This window comes from Bradyrhizobium sp. SEMIA, assembly GCF_014844175.1.
Taxonomy (GTDB): Bacteria; Pseudomonadota; Alphaproteobacteria; order Rhizobiales; family Xanthobacteraceae; genus Bradyrhizobium; species Bradyrhizobium arachidis.
The window spans coordinates 4,313,823-4,339,656 of the sequence record NZ_CP046601.1 but is presented as its reverse complement, the minus strand read 5'-3'; the positions used below and the strand labels follow the sequence as shown (position 1 = coordinate 4,339,656).

Annotated in this window: 19 protein-coding genes and 3 pseudogenes; 8 read left to right on the top strand and 14 right to left on the bottom strand. The window is 66.5% G+C overall.

Translation table 11 applies throughout. The annotated features are described in order from the left end of the window. Nucleotides 1-46: 46 nt before the first annotated feature. The 3 genes from FOM02_RS21185 to FOM02_RS21175 form a co-directional block, all read right to left on the bottom strand. On the bottom strand, nucleotides 47-2,368 hold the full coding sequence (locus FOM02_RS21185; RefSeq protein WP_265442119.1) for a xanthine dehydrogenase family protein molybdopterin-binding subunit: 2,322 nt from the start codon (nucleotides 2,366-2,368) through the stop codon (nucleotides 47-49). Between the two features lie 208 nt (nucleotides 2,369-2,576). After that, nucleotides 2,577-3,452: a dihydrodipicolinate synthase family protein gene (locus tag FOM02_RS21180; RefSeq protein WP_027563813.1), complete on the bottom strand. Its 876-nt coding sequence runs from the start codon at nucleotides 3,450-3,452 to the stop codon at nucleotides 2,577-2,579. Nucleotides 3,453-3,513: 61 nt separating this feature from the next. After that, the gene (locus FOM02_RS21175) at nucleotides 3,514-4,479 is read right to left on the bottom strand and encodes a VOC family protein (RefSeq protein ID WP_265442118.1); all 966 of its coding nucleotides are present in this window, start codon (nucleotides 4,477-4,479) and stop codon (nucleotides 3,514-3,516) included. Nucleotides 4,480-4,712: 233 nt separating this feature from the next. On the opposite strand from FOM02_RS21175, the pseudogene FOM02_RS21170 reads away from it, so the two are divergent. Continuing rightward, nucleotides 4,713-5,578 (top strand): annotated as a pseudogene (locus FOM02_RS21170) (S1C family serine protease). Then, nucleotides 5,575-5,946: a response regulator transcription factor gene (locus FOM02_RS21165; RefSeq protein WP_027563810.1), complete on the top strand. Its 372-nt coding sequence runs from the start codon at nucleotides 5,575-5,577 to the stop codon at nucleotides 5,944-5,946. The pseudogene FOM02_RS21170 and the gene FOM02_RS21165 overlap by 4 nt, the downstream one beginning before the upstream one ends. Here the strand turns inward: FOM02_RS21165 and FOM02_RS21160 are convergent. The 4 genes from FOM02_RS21160 to FOM02_RS21145 form a co-directional block, all read right to left on the bottom strand. Further along, nucleotides 5,941-7,008: a sensor histidine kinase gene (locus tag FOM02_RS21160; RefSeq protein WP_027563809.1), complete on the bottom strand. Its 1,068-nt coding sequence runs from the start codon at nucleotides 7,006-7,008 to the stop codon at nucleotides 5,941-5,943. The two genes, FOM02_RS21165 and FOM02_RS21160, sit on opposite strands and share 6 nt — an antisense overlap. Then, on the bottom strand, nucleotides 6,995-7,687 hold the full coding sequence (locus FOM02_RS21155) for a response regulator transcription factor (protein WP_027563808.1): 693 nt from the start codon (nucleotides 7,685-7,687) through the stop codon (nucleotides 6,995-6,997). Before FOM02_RS21155 ends, FOM02_RS21160 begins: the two co-directional genes overlap by 14 nt. Before the next feature lie 100 nt (nucleotides 7,688-7,787). After that, nucleotides 7,788-8,324, bottom strand: a complete 537-nt coding sequence (locus tag FOM02_RS21150; protein WP_027563807.1) for a hypothetical protein — start codon at nucleotides 8,322-8,324, stop codon at nucleotides 7,788-7,790. Nucleotides 8,325-8,654: 330 nt separating this feature from the next. Continuing rightward, complete coding sequence (locus FOM02_RS21145) at nucleotides 8,655-10,985, bottom strand: Tex family protein (protein ID WP_027563806.1); 2,331 nt, start codon at nucleotides 10,983-10,985, stop codon at nucleotides 8,655-8,657. A gap of 416 nt (nucleotides 10,986-11,401) precedes the next feature. Here FOM02_RS21145 and FOM02_RS21140 point away from each other — a divergent pair. Next, nucleotides 11,402-12,502 (top strand): annotated as a pseudogene (locus FOM02_RS21140) (ring-opening amidohydrolase). 111 nt (nucleotides 12,503-12,613) lie between these two features. After that, nucleotides 12,614-14,083: an amidase gene (locus tag FOM02_RS21135; protein ID WP_027563804.1), complete on the top strand. Its 1,470-nt coding sequence runs from the start codon at nucleotides 12,614-12,616 to the stop codon at nucleotides 14,081-14,083. Nucleotides 14,084-14,253: 170 nt separating this feature from the next. Here FOM02_RS21135 and FOM02_RS21130 read toward each other — a convergent pair whose 3' ends face one another. Continuing rightward, nucleotides 14,254-14,565 carry a hypothetical protein gene (locus FOM02_RS21130; RefSeq protein ID WP_027563803.1) on the bottom strand — a complete coding sequence of 104 codons (312 nt, stop codon included), beginning with the start codon at nucleotides 14,563-14,565 and terminating at the stop codon, nucleotides 14,254-14,256. Nucleotides 14,566-14,699: 134 nt separating this feature from the next. Here FOM02_RS21130 and FOM02_RS21125 point away from each other — a divergent pair, with 134 nt between their 5' ends. Together FOM02_RS21125 and FOM02_RS21120 are read left to right on the top strand one after the other, a co-directional pair. Beyond that, nucleotides 14,700-15,608 (top strand): PaaI family thioesterase, encoded by a 909-nt coding sequence (locus tag FOM02_RS21125; RefSeq protein WP_027563802.1) that lies wholly within the window; start codon nucleotides 14,700-14,702, stop codon nucleotides 15,606-15,608. Nucleotides 15,609-15,676: 68 nt separating this feature from the next. Then, a complete protein-coding gene (locus FOM02_RS21120) occupies nucleotides 15,677-16,042 on the top strand; it encodes a hypothetical protein (protein WP_027563801.1) in 366 nt (121 codons plus the stop codon). Here FOM02_RS21120 and poxB read toward each other — a convergent pair. The 3 genes from poxB to FOM02_RS21105 all read right to left on the bottom strand — a co-directional run bounded on the left by poxB (nucleotide 16,039) and on the right by FOM02_RS21105 (nucleotide 19,416). Next, complete coding sequence (gene poxB / locus FOM02_RS21115) at nucleotides 16,039-17,775, bottom strand: ubiquinone-dependent pyruvate dehydrogenase (RefSeq protein WP_027563800.1); 1,737 nt, start codon at nucleotides 17,773-17,775, stop codon at nucleotides 16,039-16,041. The two genes, FOM02_RS21120 and poxB, sit on opposite strands and share 4 nt — an antisense overlap. A gap of 80 nt (nucleotides 17,776-17,855) precedes the next feature. Further along, entirely contained in the window at nucleotides 17,856-18,488 is a 633-nt protein-coding gene (locus FOM02_RS21110; protein WP_027563799.1) for a 2-dehydro-3-deoxy-6-phosphogalactonate aldolase, read from the bottom strand. A 13-nt stretch (nucleotides 18,489-18,501) separates the two neighbouring features. Next, nucleotides 18,502-19,416: a 2-dehydro-3-deoxygalactonokinase gene (locus FOM02_RS21105; protein ID WP_027563798.1), complete on the bottom strand. Its 915-nt coding sequence runs from the start codon at nucleotides 19,414-19,416 to the stop codon at nucleotides 18,502-18,504. Nucleotides 19,417-19,626: 210 nt separating this feature from the next. On the opposite strand from FOM02_RS21105, the gene FOM02_RS21100 reads away from it, so the two are divergent. Both FOM02_RS21100 and FOM02_RS21095 read left to right on the top strand, forming a co-directional pair. Then, the gene (locus FOM02_RS21100) at nucleotides 19,627-20,724 is read left to right on the top strand and encodes an LLM class flavin-dependent oxidoreductase (RefSeq protein ID WP_027563797.1); all 1,098 of its coding nucleotides are present in this window, start codon (nucleotides 19,627-19,629) and stop codon (nucleotides 20,722-20,724) included. Nucleotides 20,725-20,781: 57 nt separating this feature from the next. After that, a complete protein-coding gene (locus FOM02_RS21095) occupies nucleotides 20,782-21,336 on the top strand; it encodes a flavin reductase family protein (protein ID WP_027563796.1) in 555 nt (184 codons plus the stop codon). Between the two features lies 1 nt (nucleotide 21,337). Here the strand turns inward: FOM02_RS21095 and FOM02_RS21090 are convergent, their stop codons facing one another. The 3 genes and pseudogenes from FOM02_RS21090 to FOM02_RS46865 form a co-directional block, all read right to left on the bottom strand. Continuing rightward, entirely contained in the window at nucleotides 21,338-22,567 is a 1,230-nt protein-coding gene (locus tag FOM02_RS21090) for an FAD-binding protein (RefSeq protein ID WP_265442198.1), read from the bottom strand. Between the two features lie 325 nt (nucleotides 22,568-22,892). Then, a complete protein-coding gene (locus tag FOM02_RS21085) occupies nucleotides 22,893-23,780 on the bottom strand; it encodes a LysR family transcriptional regulator (RefSeq protein WP_027563795.1) in 888 nt (295 codons plus the stop codon). A 124-nt stretch (nucleotides 23,781-23,904) separates the two neighbouring features. Then, nucleotides 23,905-25,735: pseudogene (locus FOM02_RS46865) on the bottom strand (sigma-54-dependent Fis family transcriptional regulator). Between the last annotated feature and the right edge of the window lie 99 nt (nucleotides 25,736-25,834).

Here is a 25,834-nt window from a genome sequence, read left to right as displayed (position 1 = left end):
CGCCCCGGGACGACAGTTATGTTTGCGGCGACGGCGAAATCTTTACCTAGACAGCCCTCGCGTCCCTGATCGCCTGCCAGATCTTCTGCGGCGTCAGCGGCGTGTTCAGCTGGGTGATGCCGAGCTCGGCGAGCGCATCCATCACACCGTTGGTGACGCAAGGAGGGCCGCCGATGGCGCCGGATTCGCCGCAGCCCTTGGCGCCGAGCGGATTGGTGCGGCAGGGTGCGGAATCGTCCAGCGTCACCACGATCGGCGGCACGTCGTCGGCGCGCGGGATGCAATAGTCCTGGTAGCTCGCGGTGAGGAGTTGGCCGTCGGCGTCGTAGGAGACGCCTTCATACAGCGCCTGGCCGATGCCTTGCGCGACGCCGCCATGGATCTGGCCGGTGACCAGCATCGGGTTCACGGCGACGCCGACGTCGTCGACCGTGGTATAGCGCACGACCTTGGAGACGCCGGTCTCGGGGTCGATCTCGACCTCGCAGATATGCGTGCCGTTCGGCCAGCTCGGACCGTCGACCTCGCCCTCGGAATCGACGCTGAGCTTCGCGCCGCTCTCCTTCTCGGCGAGGTCGAACAGGCTGATGCGGCGGTCGGTGCCGACCACGGTGAGCATGCCGCCCTGATATTCGATGTCCTCGACCGACGTCTCCAGCACGTTCGCAGCCTTCTCGCGCGCCTTCTGGATCAGATCGCTGGAGGAAACCACGACCGCGGTGCCGCCGACGAACAGCGAGCGCGAGCCGACGCTGCCAAAACCCATGGCCAGATCCGTGTCGCCCTGAACGACGTCGATCTTGTCCATGGCGATGCCGAGCGTGTCGGAGATCATCTGGGTATAGGTGGTCTGCAGCCCCTGCCCCATCGCCATAGTGCCGGAATGCAGCACGACGCGTCCTTGCGAGGTCGCGTGCAGGCTGACCTTCTCGGTGTGGGCGCGGCCACCGGTCCATTCGATGTAGGAGGTGAGCCCGCGGCCGTAGAGCAGGCCCTTCTTCTTCGCGGCCTTCTTGCGCGCGGCGAAGCCGTCCCAGTCGGCGAGCTTCACTGCGCGGTCGAGCATGTGCGCGAAGGCGCCGGAATCGTAAACCTGGCCGGCCGCGTTGGTGTAGGGCAGCTGCGCCGGCTTGATGTAGTTGGCCTTGCGGATCGCACGCGGATCCATGCCGATCTTGCGGGCAGCAGCGTCGAAGAGACGCTCGACGATGAACACCGCCTCGGGCCGGCCCGCGCCGCGATAGGCGCCGACTGGTGCGGTATGGGTCATCACAGACTGCACCTCGAAATGCACCAGCGGCAGGTCGTAAACACCGGTCTGCACGAACGGCCCGAGCACCAGCGGGATGATGTTGGCCGCGCCCGAGGAATAGGCGCCTGTGCAGCCGATCGACTTGACGCGATAAGCCAGCACCTTGCCCTTCTCGTCGAGCGCAAAGGACGCCGTCGAGGTGAGATCGCGGCCATGGGTGCCGCCAACGAACTCGTCGGTGCGGTCGCCGCGCCAGCGGATCTTCTTGCTCAGCTTGGTCGCGGCATAGGCGACGATGCCGTCCTCGGGATAGAGGTTGGTCTTCTGGCCAAAGCCGCCGCCGATGTCGCCGACCAGCACGCGCACGCTGTCCTTGGGACGCTTGAGCACGGCTTCCGCCAGCACGTCGCGGGTCGAGGCCGGGGTCTGCGACTGCACGTGCAGGAGCAGACGGCCGGACTTCTTGTCGATCTCGGCAATGGTCGAGCGCGGCTCCATCGCGGAGGGCACGAGGCGCTGGCTGACGAGGTCGAGCTCGACGGTGTGCGCGGCCCTGGCGAAGGCTTCGTCCACCTTCGCGGCATCGCCGTAAGCCATCGCGCCGACGATGTTGTCGGGCGCATCTGGCCACACCACGGGCGCGCCGGGCTTCACCGCCTCGACCGGATCGACCACCGCGGGCTGCACGTCGTAATCGACCACGATCGCTTCGGCCGCACTCTGCGCCTCGGCACGAGAGGAAGCCACCACTGCCGCCACGGCCTCACCGGCATAGCGCACGATCTCATGGGCCAGCAGGCGGCGCGGCGGCACCGTCATCGGCTTGCCGTCGGGGCGCTTGAAGATGCTCAAGGTCGGGATGGCGCCGACGTCGTCCTTGACGAGGTCCGCACCGGTGTAGACCGCGGTGACGCCGGGCATCGCCGCCGCCGCGCTGGTGTCGATCGAGACGATCTTCGCATGCGCATGCGGCGAGCGCAGCACATGCAACCACAGCGCGCCATCTTCCGGCTTGTCGTCGATGAATTGCCCCTTCCCGGTGAGCAGCCGCTGGTCTTCCAAACGCTTGACGGGCTGCCCCGCTCCGAAACGCAAATTGCCGGGAAGAATGTTCATTCCGTGGGGTCCTCAGGGTCTTTTCGAAACTGCGGGCAGCCTTTTAGCGGATCGACCGGAGGCATGCCAGCCGCGCTTTTGGGCGGCGGGACCATGGATTCGTCATGCCCGGGCTTGTCTTAGAGACCGTCATTCCGGGGCGATGCGCAGCATCGAACCCGGAATCTCGAGATTCCGGGCTCGCCCTGCGGGCGCCCCGGAATGACGGCTAACTCAGCTCCCTCAACGCCGCTTCCACGACCTTGCGCGCCTCGGCGGTCAGCGGGGCCTGCGGCGGGACGGGATCGCCGACATCGTAGCCCTGGATCGCGAGGCCGGCCTTGATGCAGGCGGCGAGGTTGAAGCGGGCGAAGGCTTCGTTGATGCGCCACAGCCTGCGCTGGAGCGCCATGGCCTCGTCCCAACGGCCGGCCCTGCAGAGGTCGTAGAGCGCAACGCTCTGGCGCGGGATGATGCAGGCCGGGCCCGCCATCCAGCCGAGCCCGCCGATCAGCATCACCGCAGCCGGGATATGGGCGGAGGCCGAGAACACGCGCAAGCCATCGCCGCAGCGGTTCATGATGGAGAGCAGCCGGCCGGTGTTGGTCGAGGCGTCCTTGATGTAGCCGATGCGCGGATGCTCGGCGAGGCGCGCGATGACGTCGAGCGTCAGATCGGAACGCTGGAATTGCGGATTGGTGTAGATGACGACGGGAACGTCCACGGCGTCCGCAATGGCGCGGAAATAGGATTCGACCTGGGCATCGGCAAGCGGGAAGTACGCCTCCAGGATCGCCAGGATGCCGTTCGCACCACACTTCTGGTACGCCTTCGCCTGCGCTACCGCATCCGCCGTCGAGGTGGAGGCGACGCCGGCCAAGACCGGCACGCGGCCCTTGGCGGCCTCGATCGTGGTCTGCACGACCGCCATTCGCTGCGCGGAATTGAGATAGGCGAACTCGCCGGTGGACCCCAGCGGCGTCAGCCCGTGCACGCCGGCGCTGATCAGATCGTCGCAGAGCTTTGTCAGCACCTGCATGCGCACCGCGCCATCGGCATCGACGGGCGAGACGAGATAGGGGAAGACGCCGTGGAAGTCGGTCATGTCAGATGGCCCCGGAAAGCTGGCTACGCCTGACCGGTCTTACCAACGCCCGTCCCGGCGATCAAACCCTGATCAGCCGCACCCGCGTGCCCCAGGGATCGATCGCCTCCACGCCGTCAGCAAGCGCGGTGACCTTCGCACCGCCCTTGCGCAGGCGCTCCTCCTGCGCGGCGAGCAGCTCCTGCTTCGCCATCACCAGCGAGAACCAGGCGAGGCCCGTAGCGGTGTCGTCGCGCTGGCCGGCGCCCTGGCTCTGCCAGACGTTCATCGCGAGGTGATGGTGATAGCGGCCTGACGACAGGAACGCAGCTCCGTTGCGGCTGCGGGTCGGGTCGAGGCCGATCGTGCCGTGGTAGAAACTCTGCGCCTGCGCGAGATCGCCGACCCGCAGATGCATGTGGCCGATGCGCAGTCCGTCCGGCGCCTTGGCATAATCAGGCACGCGCGTGTTGGTGAGCGACAACAGGTCGGGGATGTTGAGCTCGTCGGTCGCCATCTTCACGCTGCCCTCGCTCCACTGCCATTGCGAGGGATCGCGGTCGGCATAGACCTCGATGCCGTTGCCTTCGGGGTCGTCGAGATAGACGGACTCGCTGACGAGATGATCGGCGAAGCCTGACAGCTTCACGCGGTGTGAGGCCGCGTGTACCAGCCAGCGCGCGAGGTCCTTGCGCGTCGGCATCAGGAAGGCGGTATGATAGAGGCCGGCGGCGCTGCGCGATTCAATCGCGGCCTCGGGACGGGCCTCCAGCACCAGCAGCGTGATGCCGGCCGTGCCGAGCTTTGCACCCGTCGCGGAGCGCTCCATCACGGTGAGCCCGATCACGTCGCGATAGTAGTCGGCGACCGTGTCGAGGTTCTTCACCCGCAGCGTCACCATGCCGACCCGCATCGGCGTGCGGCTGGCATAGGTCGGTCCGCCGCCTTGCGGCGTGCCTTCGGCACGCGCAGCCGCCGCGGCGGCCATCGCGAGCGAACTGGCGCCGGCGAGTTGAAGCAGGGTGCGGCGGGTGAGATCGATGGTCATCAGTCAGGGCTCGCGGAAAAGGCTTGAGGCCGGGCGGTGCAATTTGGCGATTGCTACACGTTCCCGTGAGCGCCTCCCAATCACATATTCGTCGGCCGTGGTCCTACGGAAGCCAGGTCCTGACGCGAAGTCCTGACGCGAAGTCCTGGCCACCCGGCCAGTTTCGCAAATGCCGGCGACATCCCAGATTGAGGACAGCTTACAGGAGCCTTGATTCCTTGCAGGAGCCTTGCATGACCGACCCAACTCCTCTGTCTTCACTCTCGTCCGCGCTTGCGGACGTCGTGGCGCGCACCGCGCCGTCCATCGTCTCCGTGCATTCGCATCGCTCGCGCTCGACCGGATTCGTCTGGAAGCCCGGCCTGATCGTCACCGCCGACGAGGCCCTGGCCGACGAGGGCGAGGTCCAGATCGGCCTGTCCGACGGCAGCACCGCCGTCGCCACGATCGCGGGCCGTGACCACACCACCGATATCGCGTTGCTGCGCGCTGACACCAATATCGCGCCGGTGAAACTGGCGCAACGGTGCCCGCCCTCGGCTCGCTCTCGGTCGTCGTCGCCACCGATCGCGACGCCCCGAGCGCGGCGCTCGGAATGGTATCGGCCTCGGGCAAAGGCTGGCGCTCCCTGCGCGGCGGCGACATCGATGCGCGGATCGAGCTCGACGTGCGCTTGCGCGATAGCCATGAGGGCGGGCTCGCGCTCGATGCATCGGGCGAGGCCTTCGGCATGGCCGTGCTCGGGCCGCGGCGCGTGCTCGTCATTCCCACAGCGACGATCGAGCGCGTCGCGGCGCAGCTCGAGACGCGCGGCCGCATCGCCCGCGGCTATCTCGGCCTCGGGCTCCAGCCGGTGCGGCTCGACGATGGCGTCGGCGCGATGGTGATGAATGTCGACAAGGCCGGGCCGGCCGCCGCGGCCGGCATCCGCCAGGGCGACGTGATCGTCGCGGTCAACGACCAGAAGCTGTCAGGCGTCCGCGCGCTGTCCCGGACATTGGGGCCTGCGAGCGTCGGCACGGTGGTCGACGTCGCGGTGCGCCGCGGCGGCGAGCCGGCCAGCTTCAAGGTCACGATCGGCGAGAGGCCGGAGACGTGAGCGCGGACACGACGCCGGAGATCGTTCTGTCCCTCGAGATCGACGATCCCGTCCTTGCCAATCGCCTCGCAACGCTGCTCGGCAGCGTCGCGGGGCTTCGTCTTGCCGGGCCAGGTGAGCAGGCTGCGGTGACGGTCATCGCGCGCGATCCACGCCGCATGCCCGAGGATATCGCGCTGACGCAGCGCGAGCTCGACGTGCTGGCGCTGATGGCGGAAGGCGCGTCCAACAAGATGATCGCGCGCCAGCTCAACATCTCCGTGCACACGGTGAAATTCCATGTCGGCTCGCTGCTGGACAAGCTCGATGCCACCGGCCGCACCGATGCAGTCGCACATGCGGCACGCCGCGGCGTGATCGAGCTATGACGTGGGGAAGCTGAGCCGGACCGTAAGGCCCGGCGCATTGTCGTGTAGGGTTATCTCGGCGCCGTGGAGGCGCGCGACCGCAGCGACCAGGCTGAGGCCCAGCCCGTTGCCCGGCGTGTAGCGGCTCTGCTCGAGCCGGGTGAAGCGCTTGAAGACGTGATCGCGCTGCGCAGCGGCAATGCCGGGACCATCATCCGCGATCGCGATGTCCGCCCCGCCACCGGCGCTGCGGCAGGTCACGGTGACCTGCCCGCCTGCGCGGCCGTGCTTGATCGCATTGTCGACGAGATTGGCGATGGCGTCGAACAGCAGGTCGCGGTCGCCCGTCACGGAGACCTCACGGTCGCCACTGATGCTGAGACGGGTCGCGACCTCTTCGGCGGCGGCGTCGTAGAGTTCGACCACCTCGCCGGCAACCTCGACGAGATTGAGCCTGCGGAAGGCGCCCTTGCGGGCGCGGGTCTCGATCTCCGAGATCCGGGTGATGGAGGCGAACATGCCGAGCACGGCATCGAGATCGGCGATGGTGTCGCCGATCAACGCGGCATCGGCCTCGCTGTCGCGCGGGGTGTGGTAGGCCTTTTCCAGCCGGCCGCGCATGCGCGTCAGCGGCGTCCGCAGATCATGGGCGACGTTGTCGCTAACCTGCTTGACCTCGCCCATCAGCGTCTCGATGCGGTCGAGCATCAGGTTGAGGTTTTCCGCGACGCGATCCCATTCGTCGTGGCTGCCACGCAAGGGAATGCGCCGGTCGAGACCGGAGAGCATGATGGCGCGGCTGGTGGCATTGATCTCCTCGATCCGGCCGACCGTGCGCCGCGTCACCAGGACTGCCGCAAGGCCAGCCAGCATGGCCAGCAGCATGGCGACCGCGAACATCGCGAGCCCGATCATCGCGGTGAAATCACCGTGATCGCCGGCATCGCCGACCCGGCTACGCACATAGGCAAGCGTGCCGAAATAGACATAGGCCATGATCGCCGCGACGATCAGCCCGAACACCGCGATCGCGATCAGCGCCAGGCGAAAGGTCGAGGAGCGGAGCGTCTTAGCCAGGAGCACGGAGGCAATATCCGATGCCGCGGATGGTGTGGATCAGCGGATAGGCCTGGGCATCGTCGACCTTCCGGCGAACGCGGCCGACATAGACGTCGATGATGTTGGTGGAGGGATCGAAATGCAGGTCCCAGACGTGCTGGAGCAGCATCGCGCGCGAGACGACGCGGCCCTCGTTGCGGACGAGATATTCGAGCAGCTGGAATTCGCGCGGCAGCAGCGGAATCTTGCGGCCGCGGCGGCTGGCATTGCGCGCGATCAGGTCGACGGCGAGATCGCCGACGCGCAAGATGGTTTCCTTGGCGATGGTCTCGCTGCGACGGCCCAATGCTTCAAGGCGGGCGAGAAGCTCGACGAAGGAGAACGGCTTGACGAGATAATCGTCGCCGCCAGCACGCAAGCCCCGGACACGGTCGTCGACCTCGCCGAGCGCCGAGATGATCAGGAACGGCGCGGCGATGCCGTCGTCGCGCAACTGGCGCATCACGGTGATGCCGTCGATATCGGGCAGCATGCGGTCGATCGTGATCACGGCATAGTCGCGCGCCGCGCCGTGGCTGAGCGCCTCGCGTCCGGTTGCGGCGAGATCGACCTCATAGCCCGAGGTGGTCAATTCCTCGACGAGCTGGCCTGCGGTTTCCGGATCGTCCTCGACGACCAGGATGCGGCGGTGACCTCCGGTCATGCGAAACTCCGCGCGACGATCGCCACCAGACTATCCCGTTCCGGGGCTGAGCGGAACCGCCCGGTGGCGATCGCGACAATGGTGCGGTACGGCGATGCGACTACCAATAGTCTCCGCACACATTGACCCATTGCCAGCCGTAGGGCGTCAAGCTCCTGCGCCAGCAGCCGTCGTCGTAATAATTGTAATAGTCGGCGTAGAAGGGCCCGCCGATGAAAGCGAAACGACGGAAGTGATGATTCCGGAAGAAGGCGTGGCGGCCGATGAAGGTCCTGCCGTGCCAGCCGGCGCCGGCAAAGCGCGGTCCGATCGCCGCATGCGCGAAGCGTGGTCCGCCGAAGCCAGGTCGAGCAAAGCCTGGCCCGCCGACACGGGCAAAGCTGGCGCCGCCCATCCCGCCGACACGCATGCCGCCGAAACCTCCGCCATGCATGCCGCCGCCGAAGCCACCCGCATGCATTCCGCCGCCGCCGAAATGCCCGCCGCCGCCAAAGCCGCCATGGCCACCGCCACCAAAGCCGCCCCCGCCGTGTCCGCCACCACCACCACCGCCGCCACGCGCGAGCACTGGTGAAGCAACCGCCATCATCGCTGCGAGCGTCGCCGCGGTGAGGCCTTTGAGAAGCCTGTTGTTCATCGAAGCATCCTCCTTGCACTGCGGCGGTCACCGCGCCGCACGAGGATGATCAGATGAGAGGAAGGGACGGGCAGCTTCAACTTACAAACGCGCCAGATTCTGACGCGGGTGTTAGGGAGGGGGAGCCCAGCTCTATCGCTCCCTCTCCCCGCCCTTACGGGGAGAGGGTGGGGTGAGGGGCTGCTGCCGCGAATTCGATTTAAGTTGAGGGCGCGCGCGTAGGAGTCGGATGGACCATTGACCCGGCCGACAGTCTGCCTGCCCCTCACCCGGAATCCGCGCTGCGCGCGAATTCCGACCTCTCCCCGCAAAGCGGGGAGAGGTCAAGAGTCACGCCCGCTTGCCGTTGTTCTTTTCAGCAGCCCTGCGCATGGCTTCGGCGAGGGCGCCGCCGCCGGAGGATTCCTGCTTGCGCGGCGCCGACGAGGTCATGCGGCTCGTGTTGCGCGAGTTGTCGCGCTGCATGCCCGGCGCGTCCTTCTTGGTGCCGACCTCGTCGTCGAGGCGCAGAGTGAGCGAGATGCGCTTGCGGGCGACCTCGAAGTCCAGCACCTTCACCTTGACGATGTCGCCGGGCTTCACGACCTCGCGCGGATCCTTGATGTAGTTCCTGGACATCGCCGAGATGTGCACGAGGCCGTCCTGGTGCACGCCGATGTCGACGAAGGCGCCGAAGGCGGCGACGTTGGTCACGGTGCCCTCGAGGATCATTCCCTTCTGGAGATGCTTGATCTCCTCGACGCCTTCCTTGAACACCGCGGCCTTGAACGCCGGACGCGGGTCGCGGCCGGGTTTCTCAAGCTCGCGCAGAATGTCGGTGACGGTCGGCAGACCAAAGGTCTCGTCGACGAAATCCTTCGGCTTCAGCGTGCGCACGATCTCGCTAGAACCGATCAGCGCCTTGATGTCGCTCTTGGTGGCCGCGAGGATGCGGCGCACCACCGGATAGGCTTCCGGATGCACGCCAGAGGCATCGAGCGGGTCCTCGCCGCCGAGGATGCGCAGGAAGCCGGCGCACTGCTCGAACGCCTTCGGCCCGAGCCGCGGCACGTCCTTGAGCGCCTTGCGCGACTTGAACGGTCCGTTGGCGTCGCGATGCGCCACGATGCTCTGGGCAAGGCCGGAGCCAACACCCGATACGCGGGCGAGCAGCGGCGCCGAAGCCGTGTTGACGTCGACGCCGACCGCGTTCACGCAGTCTTCGACCACGGCATCGAGCGATTTGGCGAGCTTGGCCTGGCCGAGGTCATGCTGATATTGGCCGACGCCGATCGCCTTGGGCTCGATCTTGACGAGCTCGGCGAGCGGATCCTGCAGGCGGCGGGCGATCGAGACCGCACCGCGCAGGGTGACGTCGAGGCCGGGCAGTTCTTCCGAGGCGAAGGCCGAGGCCGAATAGACCGACGCGCCGGCTTCCGACACCACGATCTTGGACATCTTCAGCTCGGCAAGGCCCTTGACCAGCTCGGTCGCGAGCTTGTCGGTCTCGCGCGAGGCGGTGCCGTTGCCGATCGCGATCAGCTCGACGCGATGCTTCATCGCGAGCCGGCCGAGCGTCGCGAGCGACTCGTTCCACTGCCGCTGCGGCTCGTGCGGATAGATCGCGGTGGTATCGACCACCTTGCCGGTCGCATCGATCACGGCGACCTTGACGCCGGTGCGGTAGCCGGGATCGAGACCCATGGTGACGCGGGTGCCGGCGGGCGCCGCCAGCAACAGGTCGCGCAGGTTGGAGGCGAACACGCGGACGGCCTCGGTCTCGGCCGCGTTCCACAGCCGCATGCGCAGATCGATGTTGAGATGCACCTGGATCTTGGTGCGCCAGGCCCAGCGCACGGTGTCGATCAGCCAGCGGTCGCCGGCGCGCTTGAGGTCGGCGATGCCGAACCGCTTCATGATCTTCAATTCATAGGAGCCCGGAACGCCAGCGGGCGGCGCTTCCTCGGACTGGATCTGGAGGTCGAGGATCTCTTCCTTCTCGCCGCGGAACATCGCGAGGATGCGGTGCGACGGCAGCTTGGTCAGCGGCTCGGAGAAATCGAAATAGTCGGCGAACTTCTCGCCCTCGGTCTTCTTGCCGTCGCGCACCTTGGACGCCATGCGGGCATTGGTCCACACGTCTTCGCGCAAGGCGCCGATCAGGTCAGCGTCCTCGTCGAAGCGTTCGACCAGAATGGCGCGCGCGCCGTCGAGCGCAGCGGCGGCATCGGCAACGCCCTTCTCGGCGTTGATGAAGCCTTCGGCCACCACCTTCGGATCGTTGCCGGGCTCGGCGATCAGCTGATTGGCGAGCGGCTCGAGGCCAGCCTCCTTGGCGACTTCCGCCTTGGTGCGGCGCTTCGGCTTGAACGGCAGATAGATGTCTTCGAGGCGGGCCTTGCTGTCGGCGGCCATGATCGATGCTTCGAGCGCGGCATCGAGCTTGCCCTGCTCGCGCACCGACTCCAGAATGGCCTTGCGGCGATCCTCGAGCTCGCGCAGGTAGACCAGGCGCTCCTCCAGGGTGCGCAATTGCGCGTCGTCGAGCGCGCCGGTCGCTTCCTTGCGGTAGCGGGCGATGAAGGGAACCGTGGCGCCGCCGTCGAGTAGCGTCACCGCCGCCTCGACCTGCTCGGCCCGAACCCCAAGCTCCTGCGCAATCTTCTGGTTGATATTGGCCACGCGAGAATTCCCTCCAAGCACGCGACGCGAACCGAACCCGGCCGCGGGACGCCGCTTATGGACCAACCGGGGTTGATTCATCAAGGTACTGCGACAGACCGTCGACAAGGGATTTTTTTGCCAGACCGATGCGATCTCGCCACAATCGTGGGGATGTCGGCGGCTTCTCTCTTGCGTCGCGGCAGACCGAGATAGCCACCTCGTCATCCTGAGGTGCGAGGCATGGGACGCATAGCGTCCCATGCGGAGCCTCGAAGGATGAGCGGCCTGGATGCAGCCGGGCCGTCGCCCTTCGAGGCTCCCTTCGCTCGCACCTCAGGGTGACGGTGAGAGATGAACGCTTGCGGCTTGACATCAGCCCCGTGTTCCGCGCCTGTTTGATCTGCCGGACCACCGAACTCCACACGGGGACTATCATGCGGACAACAGCGGTCGGCGTCTTCAAGATCGCCACCAGGGGCCCGGGCGACGTCTCCGGCCTGATGGCCATGATCGTTTCAGGCGCGATCGATCCCACATCCATCCTCGCCATTCTCGGCAAGACCGAGGGCAATGGTGGCGTCAACGATTTTACCCGGGAATATGCCGTCGCCGCGCTGTGCACGGCATTGGCGCCAAAGCTCGGGCTGTCGTCAGAGGCAGTCGAGCAGCGCATCGCCTTCGTGATGTCCGGAGGCACCGAGGGCGTGCTCAGCCCGCATATCACGGTGTTCACACGCCGCGAGGCCGAGCGGCCGGCCGGCATGTCGGGCAAGCGGCTCAGCATCGGCATGGCGCACACGCGGGATTTCCTGCCCGAGGAGCTTGGCCGCTCCGCGCAGATCACGGAGACGGCCACGGCCGTGAAAGCCGCCATGGAGGATGCCGGCATCACCGATCCCACTGACGTTCATTTCGTCCAGATCAAATGCCCGCTGCTCACCAGCGAACGGGTCGAGGCGGCAAAAGCGCGCGGCAACAAGACGGCGACGACGAGCTCCTACAGCTCGATGGCCTATTCGCGCGGCGCCTCCGCGCTCGGAGTTGCGGTGGCGCTCGGCGAGATCGCTTCCGATATTCGCGATGAGGACGTGCTGCGACGCGACGATCTGTTCTCGAACGTCGCCTCGACCTCGTCAGGCATCGAGCTGATGCATAACGTCGTCATCGTGCTCGGCAACTCCGCGTCATCGGCGAGCACGTTCGAGATCGGGCATGCCGTGATGGACGACGCCATCGATGCTGCGGCGGTGATGTCGGCGCTGACGAGTGTCGGGCTTGGCACGACGCCGCAGCCGGGCCGCGAGCTCGTCAATGTCTTCGCCAAGGCCGAGGCCTCGCCCGATGGCAGCGTGCGCGGCGACCGCCACACCATGCTGGAAGACACCGACATCAGCTCGACACGTCACGCCCGCGCCGCGTCGGCGGCCTGATCGCCGGCCTTGCCGGCACCGGCGCGGTCTATGTTTCCGGCGGGCGCCGAGCACCAGGGGCCTGCGGGCGGCGGCCCGGTTGCGGTCATCGCACGCCTGTCTTAATGACGCGCCGACCTCTCCGCCCGGCGCAACCCTGCCCTTCGCGCCGGCTCGGTTGATTCACGCGGGCCCTTGCGAAAAAGGTGGCGCCCGCATCTTAGGGGATCTGACTTCATGACTTTGCCTATGAGCTGGAATGAATGGGCGCAGCACGATGGCGTCGCGCTGGCGGCGCGCGTCCGCAATGGCGAGCTGACGGCCAAGGAACTGGCGCGGCAAGCGGTCGCTGGCGTTGCCAAGGTCAATCCGGCGCTGTCGGGCGTGGTCGAGCTGTTCGAGGACGTGATCGCCGATCCCGCCAGGGACGGCGCCAATCTGTCCGGCCCGTTCGCCGGCCTGCCGTTCCTGATGAAGGATCTGGGACCGACCATGAAGGGCCGGCTCCAGGAGATGGGCTCGGTGTTGATGCGCGGCAATCGCGCCGCCGCCGACACGTTCCTCACCGGCAAGTTTCGCCAGGCGGGATTGAACCTGATCGGGCGCACCACGACGCCGGAATTCGGCGTATGCAGCTCGGCCGACAATCCCGCCGTCTATGTCACACGCAATCCCTGGAATACCGATTACACCACCTGCGGCTCGTCGGCGGGCAGTGCGGCGATGGTCGCGGCCGGCGTGGTGCCGATCGCGCATGCGACCGACGGCGGCGGCTCGATCCGCATTCCCGCCGGCGTCAACGGCAATATCGGCCTGAAAGTCTCGCGCGGTGTGTTCTCGCTCGCCCCGCACATGTCCGACCTCACCGGCCTTGTCTCGATCCAGGGCTGCCAGTCGCGCTCGGTGCGCGACACCGCCGCTTTCGTCGATCATGCGCGGGGACCTGCGCCCGGCGAGTTCATGCCGTTCTGGACCACGGCGCAACCCTATTCGGAGATGATCAAGCGCGATCCGGGCAAGCTCCGTATCGCGCTGTCCCACACCTGGGGCGATTACACCGCGACGCCGGAGATCGCCGCCGAGCTGGAAAAGACCGGCCGTTTCCTCGAAGGCCTCGGCCATCACGTCGACTACGCGCTGCCCGAGCTCGACTTCCGCGCCGCCTTCGCGGCACAGACCACCTGCTACATCAGCAATTTTGCCGTGGTGATCTCCAACATGCTCGCCGCGCGCGGGCTTGAAAAGCCGCCGGAAGATCTGATCGAGCCCATGAACATCCGCATCTGGGAAGCCGGCCGTCACACCAGCTTCGCCGAGCGGGCGAAGATGCAGGGCGTGTTCAACACCACCTCGCGCGGCTTCGGCGCGTTCTTCGAGCAGTGGGACGTGATCCTGACGCCGATCACCGCGCTGCCGACGCCGAAGGTCGGCACGAAGGAATATCTCACCATCTCCGACAATCCCGATGTGCTCGACTGGTTCGGCAATCTCTGGCGCTTCTTCGCCTTCACGCCGCTCGCCAATCTCTGCGGCATGCCCGCGATCTCGATGCCGATGGCGGCGCAAGACCACGGCCTGCCGCTCGGCATCCAGGCGATCGCCAAGCAGGCCAATGACGGCCTCTTGCTACAACTCGCCGCCCAGATCGAGCGTGCGCTCGACGGCAAGTGGAACGGCGGCAGGAAGCCGAAGGTGCATGTCGGCTGAGGCAGGCCCGTTCGTTTCGTAAGCCCCGCGCTTGCGGCCATCCTTCGAGACGCCCGTCGATGGCGGGCCCTCAGGATGCGGTCTGATTTCGCGGCGATATCTCAGACCCTCATGGTGAGGAGCGCCGCCTGGCGGCGCGTCTCGAACCGTGCGGGCCCACACGGCTGCCTTCAGTTCTTCACCGCCGGAATGTCCTCCGTGGGCTGCTGCTGACCCTGCTTGAACATCGCCAGCGCCTTGTCGAGCGCTTCACGCAAGGCAAGCGCTGCGGCGACGCTGCAACGCAGGTGCGCGGTCTGGACCACGTCGACCCTGACCGCGGCGCCGACCGGCATCAAGAGGTTCGCGGCGAGCTCGATCTGGATCGCGCCGTTGTGATGGCCGAAGCAGGAGGCGCCGTCGAAATAGATGATCGGCGCGCGCTCCGAGCTCGAGCTCGAAATGGTGACGGGCCCCTGAGCGGGCGTTTCGGGGTCGGTCATGGGCGCTCCTTGCGGCTGGTCGAACAAACGAAGCGCCCACCATCGTTGCTTCCGTCCGCCCTGTCGAGGCCCAACTGCCTCCGGCGACCTGTTCGGGTTTTGCACCGCGCCCGGCACTGGTCTAGAACATCGCCATGTCCACTCCACCGACCACGCTCCCCTTCGAGGAACTCGCCGAGGCGATCAAGGGCCGCCGTTCCGATTACGGCCATATCAGCGGGCTTCAGCTCGACCGCTTTGCGCCGGGCGAGGCCTGGTCCAGCCTGCCCTACCGGCCGGTCTTCGTCGGCGACACCGAGACCGGCGTGCTGCATGGCGGCGTGGTCACCGCGATGCTGGACGAGAGCTGCGGCATGGCCGTGCAACTCGCGCTCGACGGCACCCGTGCGATCGCAACCCTGGACTTGCGCATCGACTACCAGAAGCCGGCAACGCCGGGCCTCGACATCAAGGCGCATTCGGTCTGCTACCGCACCACGCGCTCGATCGCCTTCGTGCGCTCCACCGCCTACCAGGAGTCCGAGGACGATCCGGTCGCGACCGCGACCGCCTGCTTCATGATCGGCGCCAACCGCACCAACATGCTCGCCGACCGCAGGATGGATGCGCGCAACATCCCGACGCTGGAGGCGCCGGATGATCCGGACGGCCCGTTCGCGAGCAGCCCGTTCGCACGCTGCCTCGGCATCCGCATCAATGACGACGGCACGCTGACCATGCCGTTCTCGCCGAAAATCATCGGCAACCCGATCCTGCCCGCGATCCATGGCGGGATGACCGGCGCTTTTCTCGAGACCACCGCGATCGTCGGCGTGACGCGCGAGCTCGGCATCGCCGCGCTGCCCAAGCCGATCGGGCTCACCGTCAACTATCTGCGTTCCGGCCGCGCGCTCGACAGCATTGCCAATGTCTCGATCGTGAAACAAGGCCGCCGCATCGTCGCCTTCGAGGCGCGGGCCTGGCAGGACGATGGGGACAAGCCGATCGCGACCGCTTTCGGCCATTTCATGCTGCGCCCGACGCCCGGAAGTGACGAGGAATAGGCGTATTTTCCCTTGACGGCAGGGGGCCGGGCCACAACGATAGCGCGTTCCCTGCGAGAGGTATTGGGTTGCGGCATCCGCTCGACATCATCGCCATGTTCGCCGCGCTCTGGCTGCTGGCGGCGATGGTGCTCGACGCGTTGACGCCGAAAGAGCTGACGGCGGTGATGATCGGGATTGCGATCGGGCCCGCCATCGTCATTACCGCCGTGTTCTATTATCTGCGCTGCCCACGCACCGATTTTGCGGTGATGTTCGCGGCGCTCTGGCTGATCTCCGACGTCGCCATGGCGTTCATCTCGCCGACGCAGCTGCCGCATTTCCTGATCGCGCTCGGCTTCCTGCCGGCCTTGCTGATCGGCATCGTGCTGCACTGGCAGCGCTTCCAGCGCCGCCACGAGCGGCTGCCGGTGCCGTCAGTGAAGCGCGGTTAGCGCGGCAAGAGGTTCGTCTTCGCGAGGTCGAGCACCTCGTCGCCGCGGCCGTTCATCACCGCGCGCAGCACCCACAGGCTGAAGCCCTTGACCTGCTCGGCTGTGATGGTCGGCGGCATCGACAGCTCCTGCTTGGCGGTGACGACGTCGAGCAGCGCCGGCCCGTTGTGGGCCAGCATCTCCTTCATCGCGCCCGGCAGCTCGCCGGGATCCTCGACGCGCTTGGCAAAGATGCCCATCGCGCGCGCCATCGCGGCGAAATCAGGATTTTCCAGATCGACATTGGTGTCGACAAAGCCGGCCGCCTTCATCTCCAGCGCGACGAAGCCGAGCACGCCATTGTTGAAGACGACGACCTTCACCGGCAGCTTCATCTGCGTCAGCGTGATGAGGTCGCCCATCAGCATGGTGAAGCCGCCGTCGCCGGAAAGCGAGATGACCTGGCGGCCGGGCTGCGCGGCCTGCGCGCCGATCGCCTGCGGCATGGCATTGGCCATCGAGCCGTGCACGAACGAGCCGATCAGCCGGCGGCGGCCGTTCATGTCGAGATAGCGCGCGGCCCACACCGTGGGCGTGCCGACATCGGCGGTGAACACGGCATCGTCGGACGCGTGGTCGCTGATGACCTTGGCCAGATACTGCGGATGGATCGGTTTGCTGCCGGGCGTGCCCTTGGCGAGCGAGTCGAGACCCTCACGCGCCTTCTTGTAGTGCGCGATGGCATCGTCGAGATGCCTGCGCTGCGTCTTGGACTTGAGCAGCGGCAGCAGCGCCTCGATGGTCAGCTTGACGTCGCCGACGAGGCCGAGATCGATCCTGCACCGCCGTCCCAGATTTTCCGGGCGGATGTCGATCTGCGCGACCTTCGCATCAACAGGGAAGAACTGCTTGTAGGGAAAGTCGGTGCCGAGCATCACCAGCGCGTCGCAGGCGTGCATGGCGGCATAGCCCGAGGAGAAGCCGATGAATCCGGTCATGCCGACATCGTAAGGGTTGTCGTATTCGACATGCTCCTTGCCGCCGAGCGCATGCACGATCGGGCTCTTCAGCGTTTCGGCCAGTTGCATCAGCGGTGCGTGCGCGCCGGCGCAGCCGCGGCCGCAGAACAGCGTGATGCGCTCGGCGCGGTTGAGGAGATCGGCGAGCGCCTTCAGCTCATCCGCCTGCGGCACGATCTTCGGTGCGGATAACGCGAGGCCACGTGTCGTCGACAGTGCGCGCTTCGGCGGCGAGCGGAAGGCGACGTCGCCGGGCATCGCCACGACGGCGACGCCGCGCAGACCGACCGCCGCGCGAATCGCGTTCTCCAGCACATAAGGAAGCTGGCTCGAATCAGAGACCAGCTCGCAGTAGTGACTGCATTCGCGAAAGAGGTTTTGCGGATGTGTCTCCTGGAAATAGCCGCCGCCGATCTCGGCGGTCGGGATCTGCGCCGCGATCGCCAGCACGGGAACGCGGCTGCGATGGGCATCGAACAGGCCGTTGATCAGATGCAGATTGCCCGGGCCGCAGGAACCCGCGCAGACCGCGAGGCTTCCCGTCATCTCGGCTTCGCCGGCAGCGGCGAAGGCTGCAACCTCCTCGTGCCGGACATGGATCCACTCGATGGTGCCGCGGCGGCGCAGCGCCTCGGTCAAGGCGTTCAGGCTGTCGCCGACGATGCCATAGATGCGTTTGACGCCGGCCTGCTCGAGCGTTCCCACGAACAGATCGGCCACGTTGTTGATCGCCATGTCGGTCTCCTGATCTCGCCGGTAGAGCAAGATAGGATAACGCGCGACCGTGACGGCATCACGGCTTGTTTATTGCGCGCTCAGTCTTTCGCAATCGCCCGATCATAGGCCACAATCGTCGCCTTCGCCCGCACCGCGACATCGGCGGCCGACATGCCGGGCTTGTAGAGGCTCGAACCCAGCCCGAACGCCGTCACGCCGCCCTTGATGTATTCGGCAAAATTCTGGTCGGAGACGCCGCCGACAGCGGCAATCATCACGCCCGCGGGCAACACGGCGCGGATCGCGGCGATCCCGGATGCGCCGAGCACGCTGGCCGGAAAGAATTTCAGGCCCGATGCGCCGGAGCGCGCCGCGAGCAGCGCTTCCGTCGGCGAGAACACGCCGGGCAGGGTCACCATGCCGTGCTGATGCGCGCGCGCAAGCACGTCAGTATCGACATTGGGCGAGACCATCAGCTTGCCGCCGGCATCGTTGAGGCGGTCGACATCTGCGGCGGTCAGCACCGTCCCGGCGCCGATCAGCACGCCAGCCGGCGCCTGCTTCACCGCAACGCCGATCGAACGGAACGGATCGGGCGAGTTCAAGGGAATCTCGATCGCGGTCATGCCGGCCTCGATCAGCACGCCGACGATGGCCTCGGTCTCCTCCCGCTTGACGCCGCGCAGGATCGCGACCAGCGGACGCTTCATCGATGGAAAAGGAACGCTCATCTCAAAAATCCCTCTATTTCGTCCAGATCGCCGCAGCGGCCATCGACAGACCGCGGCGGACCGCTTCGTCGGCATCGACCGGCTGCACGGCGACCGCCAGCGCATCGAAAGCGTGGCGATACAACGTCGCGAGCCGCCCCGAGGCAATCAGCGTAATGCCCGCTTTTGGCAACGCTCCGGAGAGCCCTGCCGCGAGCTCGGCGCCGATCAACGTGCCCGACAGCGTCTCGCGCGCCGCAGCCGGCGTACCGCCGAACAGCAACTGCCGCGACCGCGCGGTGAATAGCAAATTGGCGGCGAAGGCCGGCGCGTCGTACGCAGCCTTCACGGCCGCTTTGAAGCTCGCGATATCTTCGGCCTCATCGGCACCGGCCACCGCGAGCGACAAGATCGTCTCGCGCGAAATGACGCTGAAGAGCTCCCCGGTCATGAAGGTGGAAAAGCGAGCGACCGTACCGTCCTTCACCCGCACCCATTTCGAATGGGTGCCGGGCATGCAGACCAGCGCCTCGCTGGCGGCATCGAGGCCAAGCGCGCCAAGCAGCTGCGTCTCCTCGCCGCGCATCACGTCCGGCGCGCTGGCGTCGCGCTGCGCGATGCCCGGTAGAATGCGGATGTCGCGCGCCTCAGCCGGCACACGCGCGGCCTGCTTCAGGATGGCGGCGAGCGGCGCCGGCGTGTCGACGTAGCCGGCCTCGACCCAGCCGGTTTTTGCGCCGGCCATGCCGCAGACGAGAACGGGCAGAGGATCGGGCGCCTCGACTGCGCGGAGATGCGACTGCAGCACGGCGGAGAAGCCAGCCTTCGCCGCCGTCAGCATGCCCTCGCCGCTGCGGCGCTCGGCCAGAACCTGGCCGGTGCGATCAACCAGCCACAGGCGAAAACTGCTGGTGCCCCAGTCCACCGCGACAAAAGCGGGTTCGGTCATCGTGTCCTCGTCTCACAGGCAAGACGGCGTCTCGCGACAATGAGACGGCGCTTTGCAAATCTGCCTCGGGATATCGGCTATTGCGGCCGCAAACCAGCCTTTTCTCGCAAGTCCGAGGGCGAGCCGCGCTGGCACACGCCTTGCTGAAGCCTCTCCACTCACGTCCGTGAACCGCGCAGCAAGACGCGTCAACATCAGATGAGGAAACCCATGGAGATCGGCTATTTCACGATGCCTTCGCATCCGCCGGAGTGCGGTCTGAAGGAAGGGAACGACTGGGACCTGCAAGTCATGCGCTGGCTCGACGAGCTCGGCTATCAGGAGGCCTGGGTCGGCGAACACCACACCGCGCCCTGGGAACCCAATCCCACGCCGGACCTCCTGATCGCGCAGGCCTTGATGCAGACCAAGCGCCTGCGCATCGGGCCGGGCGGCTTCCTGCTGCCCTATCACCACCCGGCCGAGCTCGCCAACCGCGTCGCGATGCTCGACCATATGTCCGAGGGCCGGCTCAATTTCGGCGTCGCGGCGAGCGGCCTGCCGAGCGACTGGGCGATGTTCAACGTCGACGGCATGAGCGGTCAGAACCGCGACATGACGCGCGAGGCGTTGGAGATCATCCTGAAGCTCTGGAGTGAGCCGGCGCCGTTCACCCACAAGGGCAAATACTGGACGGTGACCAAGCCGGACACGATGTTCGACTTCCTCAAGCCCCACATCAAGCCGCTGCAGGCGCCGCATCCGCCGATCGGCGTTGCCGGGCTATCGAAGAACTCAGACACCTTGAAGCTCGCAGGTGAGCGCGGCTTCATCCCGATGAGCCTCAATCTCAACCCGGCCTATGTCGGCAGCCATTGGGACTCGGTCGAGATCGGCGCCGCCAAGACCGGCCGCAAGCCGAACCGGCAGGACTGGCGCCTGGTGCGTGAGGTGTTCGTTGCCGATACCGACGAGGAGGCCTGGAAGCTGTCGACCGGCGACATGATGGGCCGGATGATGCATGAGTACTTCCTGCCACTGCTCGGCCATTTCGGCTTCAAGGACTACCTCAAGCACGCGCCCGACGTGCCCGACAGCGACGTCACGGTCGAATATTGCGCCAAACGGAACTGGATCGTCGGCTCGCCCGCGACCGTCGCCGAGAAGATCGAGAAGATCTACGACGAGGTCGGCGGCTTCGGCGTGCTCTTGGTGTTCGGCTTCGACTACAAGCACAAGGCCGAAGCCTGGCACCATTCGCTCTCGCTGCTCAAGAACGAGGTGATGCCGCGCCTGACGCATCTCGGCTCCGCGAAGAAGGCAGCTTGACCCAATACGGGTGCGGCGCGATCCTGCCGCACCCGCTTTCATTTCGGAGATTTCCGCGTGAGCGTCGACGCGAAGGATTTCAAGCAGGCGATGCGCCAGTGCGCCGGCGCCGTGGCGCTGGTCACGGTCGGCGCCGAGCACGGCAAGCGCACGGGTTTGACGGTGACCTCGGCCTGCTCACTGTCCGACAATCCGCCCTCGCTGATCGTGTGCGTCAACCGCAATGCCAGTGCGCATACGCGCATCCGCGAGGAAGGCGCCTTCGCGATCAACTTCCTGCACGAGGATCACGCGATGCTGGCGCTGACCTTCAGCGGCCAGAAGGGCGTCAACGGCGACGACCGGTTTGCGTTCGGGCAGTGGACGCGCGGCGCAACCGGCGCGCCGGTATTGACCGACGCGGTCGCAGCCTTCGACTGCGTGCTGGCGCAGGAATTCGAAACCAGGACGCATTCGATCTTCGTCGGCGAGGTGCGCGGCGTGTCCCATTCGGATGCCGCGAAGCCACTGGTGTATCTGCGCGGCCATTTTCATACGCCGCAGGAGATGCGCGAGACGGTCGCGCTCGGCGACCTCGATGCGCGGCATCTCAGCTGGACGGATTTCTCCTGATCTAGAACAGATCATAGCCGGGCGTGAGGATGCCGTCCGGGTCGTGACGACGCCTAGCCTCGCGCAGCAGCGGCCATCTCGCGCCGAAATGGTCGGCCCAGTCCTGCGACGACATGGCGAGTGCGCTCACCGGATACAGCATGCCGCCTGCCTCGCGAATGCGATCGTACAGTGTGCGGTTGCGGACGACCTGCCGGTCCGCATTCGCCTTGTCGGCCGTTACAGGGATGCGGATGAGATTGAACGGGACGACGACGCGCTCGTCAGGCAATCGAAGCAAGGGTGTCCGGCATGCATCCTTGAACATCGGATAGTAAGTGATCCGTCCGAACGGGCCGAGATCATCGCTGTTCAGTTCAGCAATGACCTCGCTTGCGACCTCCAGCGCGTTGCTGCCGCGCAAGTATGTCAGCAGCCAGGGGTGCGGATTGAACCATTGGCCGTTCGACCGCAGCAGCTTCTCGAGCTTGGCGAATACGTTGGCGTCCTCCCCGAAGCCAAGGTCCGAGACGGTCTCGCGCTTGTCGGCGAGGCCCGCGAGCAAAACCTTGTCGTCGGGGGGCGTGCTGTTGTCGTAGAAGACGCCCGCTTCGAGTTGATAGCGCCAGCCGCCGGCGCTATCAGGCACGACAGCGCCCTGCAACTGATCGAAACGTCGCTCGTCCAGAGCGCGCCGCTGATCGGCGGTCAGCGAGGCAAGATCGGGATAGGACAGCAGATAACGCCTGACACGTTCGGGCGCACGCATCAATCGAAGCGTCGCCCGCGTGATGATCGCGCACTGCGACAGCCCGGCCCGAACGGCGTCGAACAGCTCGGCATGCGCAGTCGGCGAGCAGGTCAGCTCCACGCCTTCGCCGGTGACGACATCGAGCTCCAGAACCTGATCGGTCTGGAGACCATGCCGGGACGATGATCCGCCGATTCCACCGACGGCAAGCGTGCCGCCGACGGACAGGCCGAGATAGTTTGTCAACACCGGAGGTGTGAGCCCCTTGGCCAGCGTCGTATCCAGCACATCGTGCCAGGTCGCGCCGGCATCGACCACGACGCGATCGGGCTCGATCCGGTGGATCGCGGCCAGCGCTCCAAGGTCCATCACGATGCCGTCCTCGGCCATGGCCCTGCCGTAGGTCGCGTGGCCCTGCCCGCGCGCCGCGACCTTCAGGCCCTGCTCGCGCGCCCAGCGCAGAATGTCGACGACCTCGCCGCTGGTCGCGGGTTTGCAGATGGCCCGCGGCCGCCTCTGAACGATGTGGCCGAAATCCTGCGCGGCCGCCGCGCAGGATTCCGAATCGTCCGCGAGCAGGAACTTCGGCGGCTGCGGTCGCGTGCGCCAGACTGTCCGGCGAGGGTGGCGGAAGCCAGCGTCGCGGTGACGCTGACGCCGGCGTGCAAGAGTGTCCGTCGATTGGGAGCCATGGAGCAGTCCTTTGCGCCTCGCCGGGCGGATATGCGCCCCGCTTCAAGCTGCGATCGACGGCAGGTCAGGACAACCGGCGCCTCGCGGGATAGACATTCCCGCCAAATGGTAGAAATGCGTTCCCGGACGCGGCTCAAAGCCGCTCGTGCTTCAGCCTTTCCACCAGCAGATCGACGAAGAGATGCGTCTTGGCCGGCGGTATCGCGCTCGGAGGGAACACGGCGCGCACGGGCGTTCGCGCGGCCTCGAACGCCTCCAGCACGATTTCGAGCGCGCCCTGATCGACGAGATCGCGGATCTGCCAGAACGGGCCATATCCGACACCGAGGCCATGACGGGCGGCCGCATGCGCAGCCGTCATATTGTCGGTGTGAAAGCGGCCGTTCACCTGCACGATCGCCGCGCTGCCGTCGATCTGAAACCGCCATGCATCCGCTTCGCCGCGATTGATCTTGCGCAGGATGCATTGATGCCTGGCGAGATCGTTCGGATGATGCGGGCGGCCATGGCGCGCAAAATAATCGGGCGCGCCGTAGACGACCGTGCGCAGCTCGCCCAGCCGCCGGGTCTTCAGCGAGGAGTCCGGCAATTCCCTGATCCGCACGGCGAGATCAAAGCCATCGCCGACGACATCGACAGGCCGGTCGGACATGTTGACGTCGACTTCGATCTGCGGGAAGCGCGCCATGAACTCGGCGATCACGGGCACCACATGGGTCGATCCGAACAGGACCGGTGCTGCGACCTTGAGCAGTCCCGACGGCTCGACGCGCCGGTTCGCGGCTTCGAGCCGCGCTTCGGTGATTTCCGCAAAGGCCGGCTTGACGCGGCGATAGAACGCCAGACCCGCTTCGGTCGCCACCGATTGCCGCGTGGTTCGCCGAACCAGTTCCACACCGACACTGCGTTCCAGCGCGGCGAGTACGCGGTTCACCGATTGCAACGACCGACCCAATTGCCGCGCGGCGGCCGTCTGGCTTCCCGCCTCGATGACCGCCAGGAAGACCTCGATCTCCTCCATCGAATGCGCTCCTCTCTCGAACTCTCGGGAATGTATGTTCGCGGCGGCGCGTTTGCCGCCTGATCCGGGAGAGCAGATCAAGGGCCGGGCGGCGTCAGGGTTCCGGCAGGAGCCCCCTTGCTCGTTAGATCTTCAATTGCTTGATCTTGCGATAGAGCGTGGCGCGGCTGAGTTTGAGCGCGCGCGCTGCTTCAGTGACGCGGCCACCGTGCTGCCGCAGGGCCTCGACGATGGTGGCGCGCTCGGCCACTTCGAGAGCAGGCTCCGCGGTCCTTCCACCGAACGGCGGCAGATCGAGATCGGCATCCGTGATGATGCCGTCCTCCGCCGTGCAGCCCGCAAGCCGTAGCACATGGCGGAGCTGACGCATGTTGCCGGGGTAGGAATACGCTGTGAGCAACAACCAGGCTTCGTCCGACAGGCGGCAATTCGGCGCTTCCTCGCGCGCGATCTGGCGAATGATGTCGTCCCGGTCGGCGCGATCACGTAAGGCCGGCAGCCGCACCTCCATGCCGCGCAGGCGGAAATAAAGATCGGGACGGAAGGCCCCCTCTTCCGCCATGCGGCCGAGATCGCGATGGGTGGCGCTGATCAGGCGGATGTCGACCGGCACCGGCCTGCGCGCGCCGAGCGGCCAGACCTCGCGATTCTCCAACACGCGCAGCAGGCGCGTCTGCAGCGCGATCGGCATGTCGCCGATCTCGTCGAGGAAGAGCGTGCCGCCGTCGGCTTGCACGATCAGGCCCTTCGACCCCTCGCGCCGCGCGCCGGTGAAGGCGCCGGCCTCGTAGCCGAACAGCTCGGCGTCGATCAGGCTCTCCGGCATCGCCGCGCAGTTCAGCGCAACGTAATTGTTGCGCGCGCGGTTGCTGGCGGCGTGAATGGCGCGCGCGAACACGTCCTTGCCGACGCCGGTCTCGCCATGCAACAGCACCGGCAGATTGTGATCGCCGATGCTCCTCAAGCGCTTGACGCTCTTGACGAGGCCTGGATCCCGGCCGGCGAGCCGGTGCAGCGCGTCGAAGCGATCGCGGCGCATCGCGCGCGACGGCGACTGCACGCAGCGGCGCGCGATGTGGCCTGGCCCAATGCACGGCGTCGCGCGGCGCAGCTCGACGAGTTCGTCCTGTTACGCGCGGCGTGATGATCGACTTGACGTAGCGCGACAGATCGATGCCGGATGCGATCATGCCGTCGGTGAGGCCGAGCAGCGCACGCGCCGAGCGGCAGGCGCCGACGACGCGGCGGTCGTCGTCATAGGCGATGAGACCGCTGCCGCCATCACCCGGCACGGTCGCGATCCACGCGTTGCGGAAATGACCGCGGAAGATCGCGCCCTCCATCCGCCGCGTCGCCTCCATCGTCACCGCCAGCGCCAGCTGATGCGCGGCGCGCTCGAGGTCCTCGCGGCAGGAGGTGATGTTGATGGCGCCGGCGAGACGGCCGGCCTGGTCGAACAGCGGCGCCACCGCGCAGGAGAACATGTGCCATTGCGCACGGAAATGTTCGTCGCGATGCACCAGGATCGGCTTCTGTTCCGCAAGCGCGGTGCCGAGCCCGTTGGTGCCCTCGAACGTCTCGGCGAAGTTCGAACCGGTGTAGATCTTCCAGTCCAGGAACATCTTCGCGTCGGCCTCGCCGGGCAGGCGGCTGAACAGCATGGTCGCATTCGCGTCAGCCAGGTTGACGCAGTAGCCGGCGTCGCGCAGCACGCGGGCGAGATCGTCGAGCTCGGGCGTTGCGAGCCTGATCACCTCTTCCATGGGTTCTGCGACGTGACGGATCTCTGCCTCGGTCAGCGTCTGCGGCGGGCCTTGGCGGGCGGGATCGAGCTTGTGGCTGATCAGACAGCGCCGCCAGGAATTGGCGATGCGCGAGGAGGCATCGACGTCGGCCACATGATTGGCGACGGACAGAACACGGGCGACATGGTTCGAGGCCGACAGGCTGGCCATCGCGGACGTCTCCACCCTGTATTATTGTGCAAAGTCTGGCAGCACGGGCGGGGATGTCAATCGGTCAATCGGGAACCGGGAACACAAGCACGGCGCGCT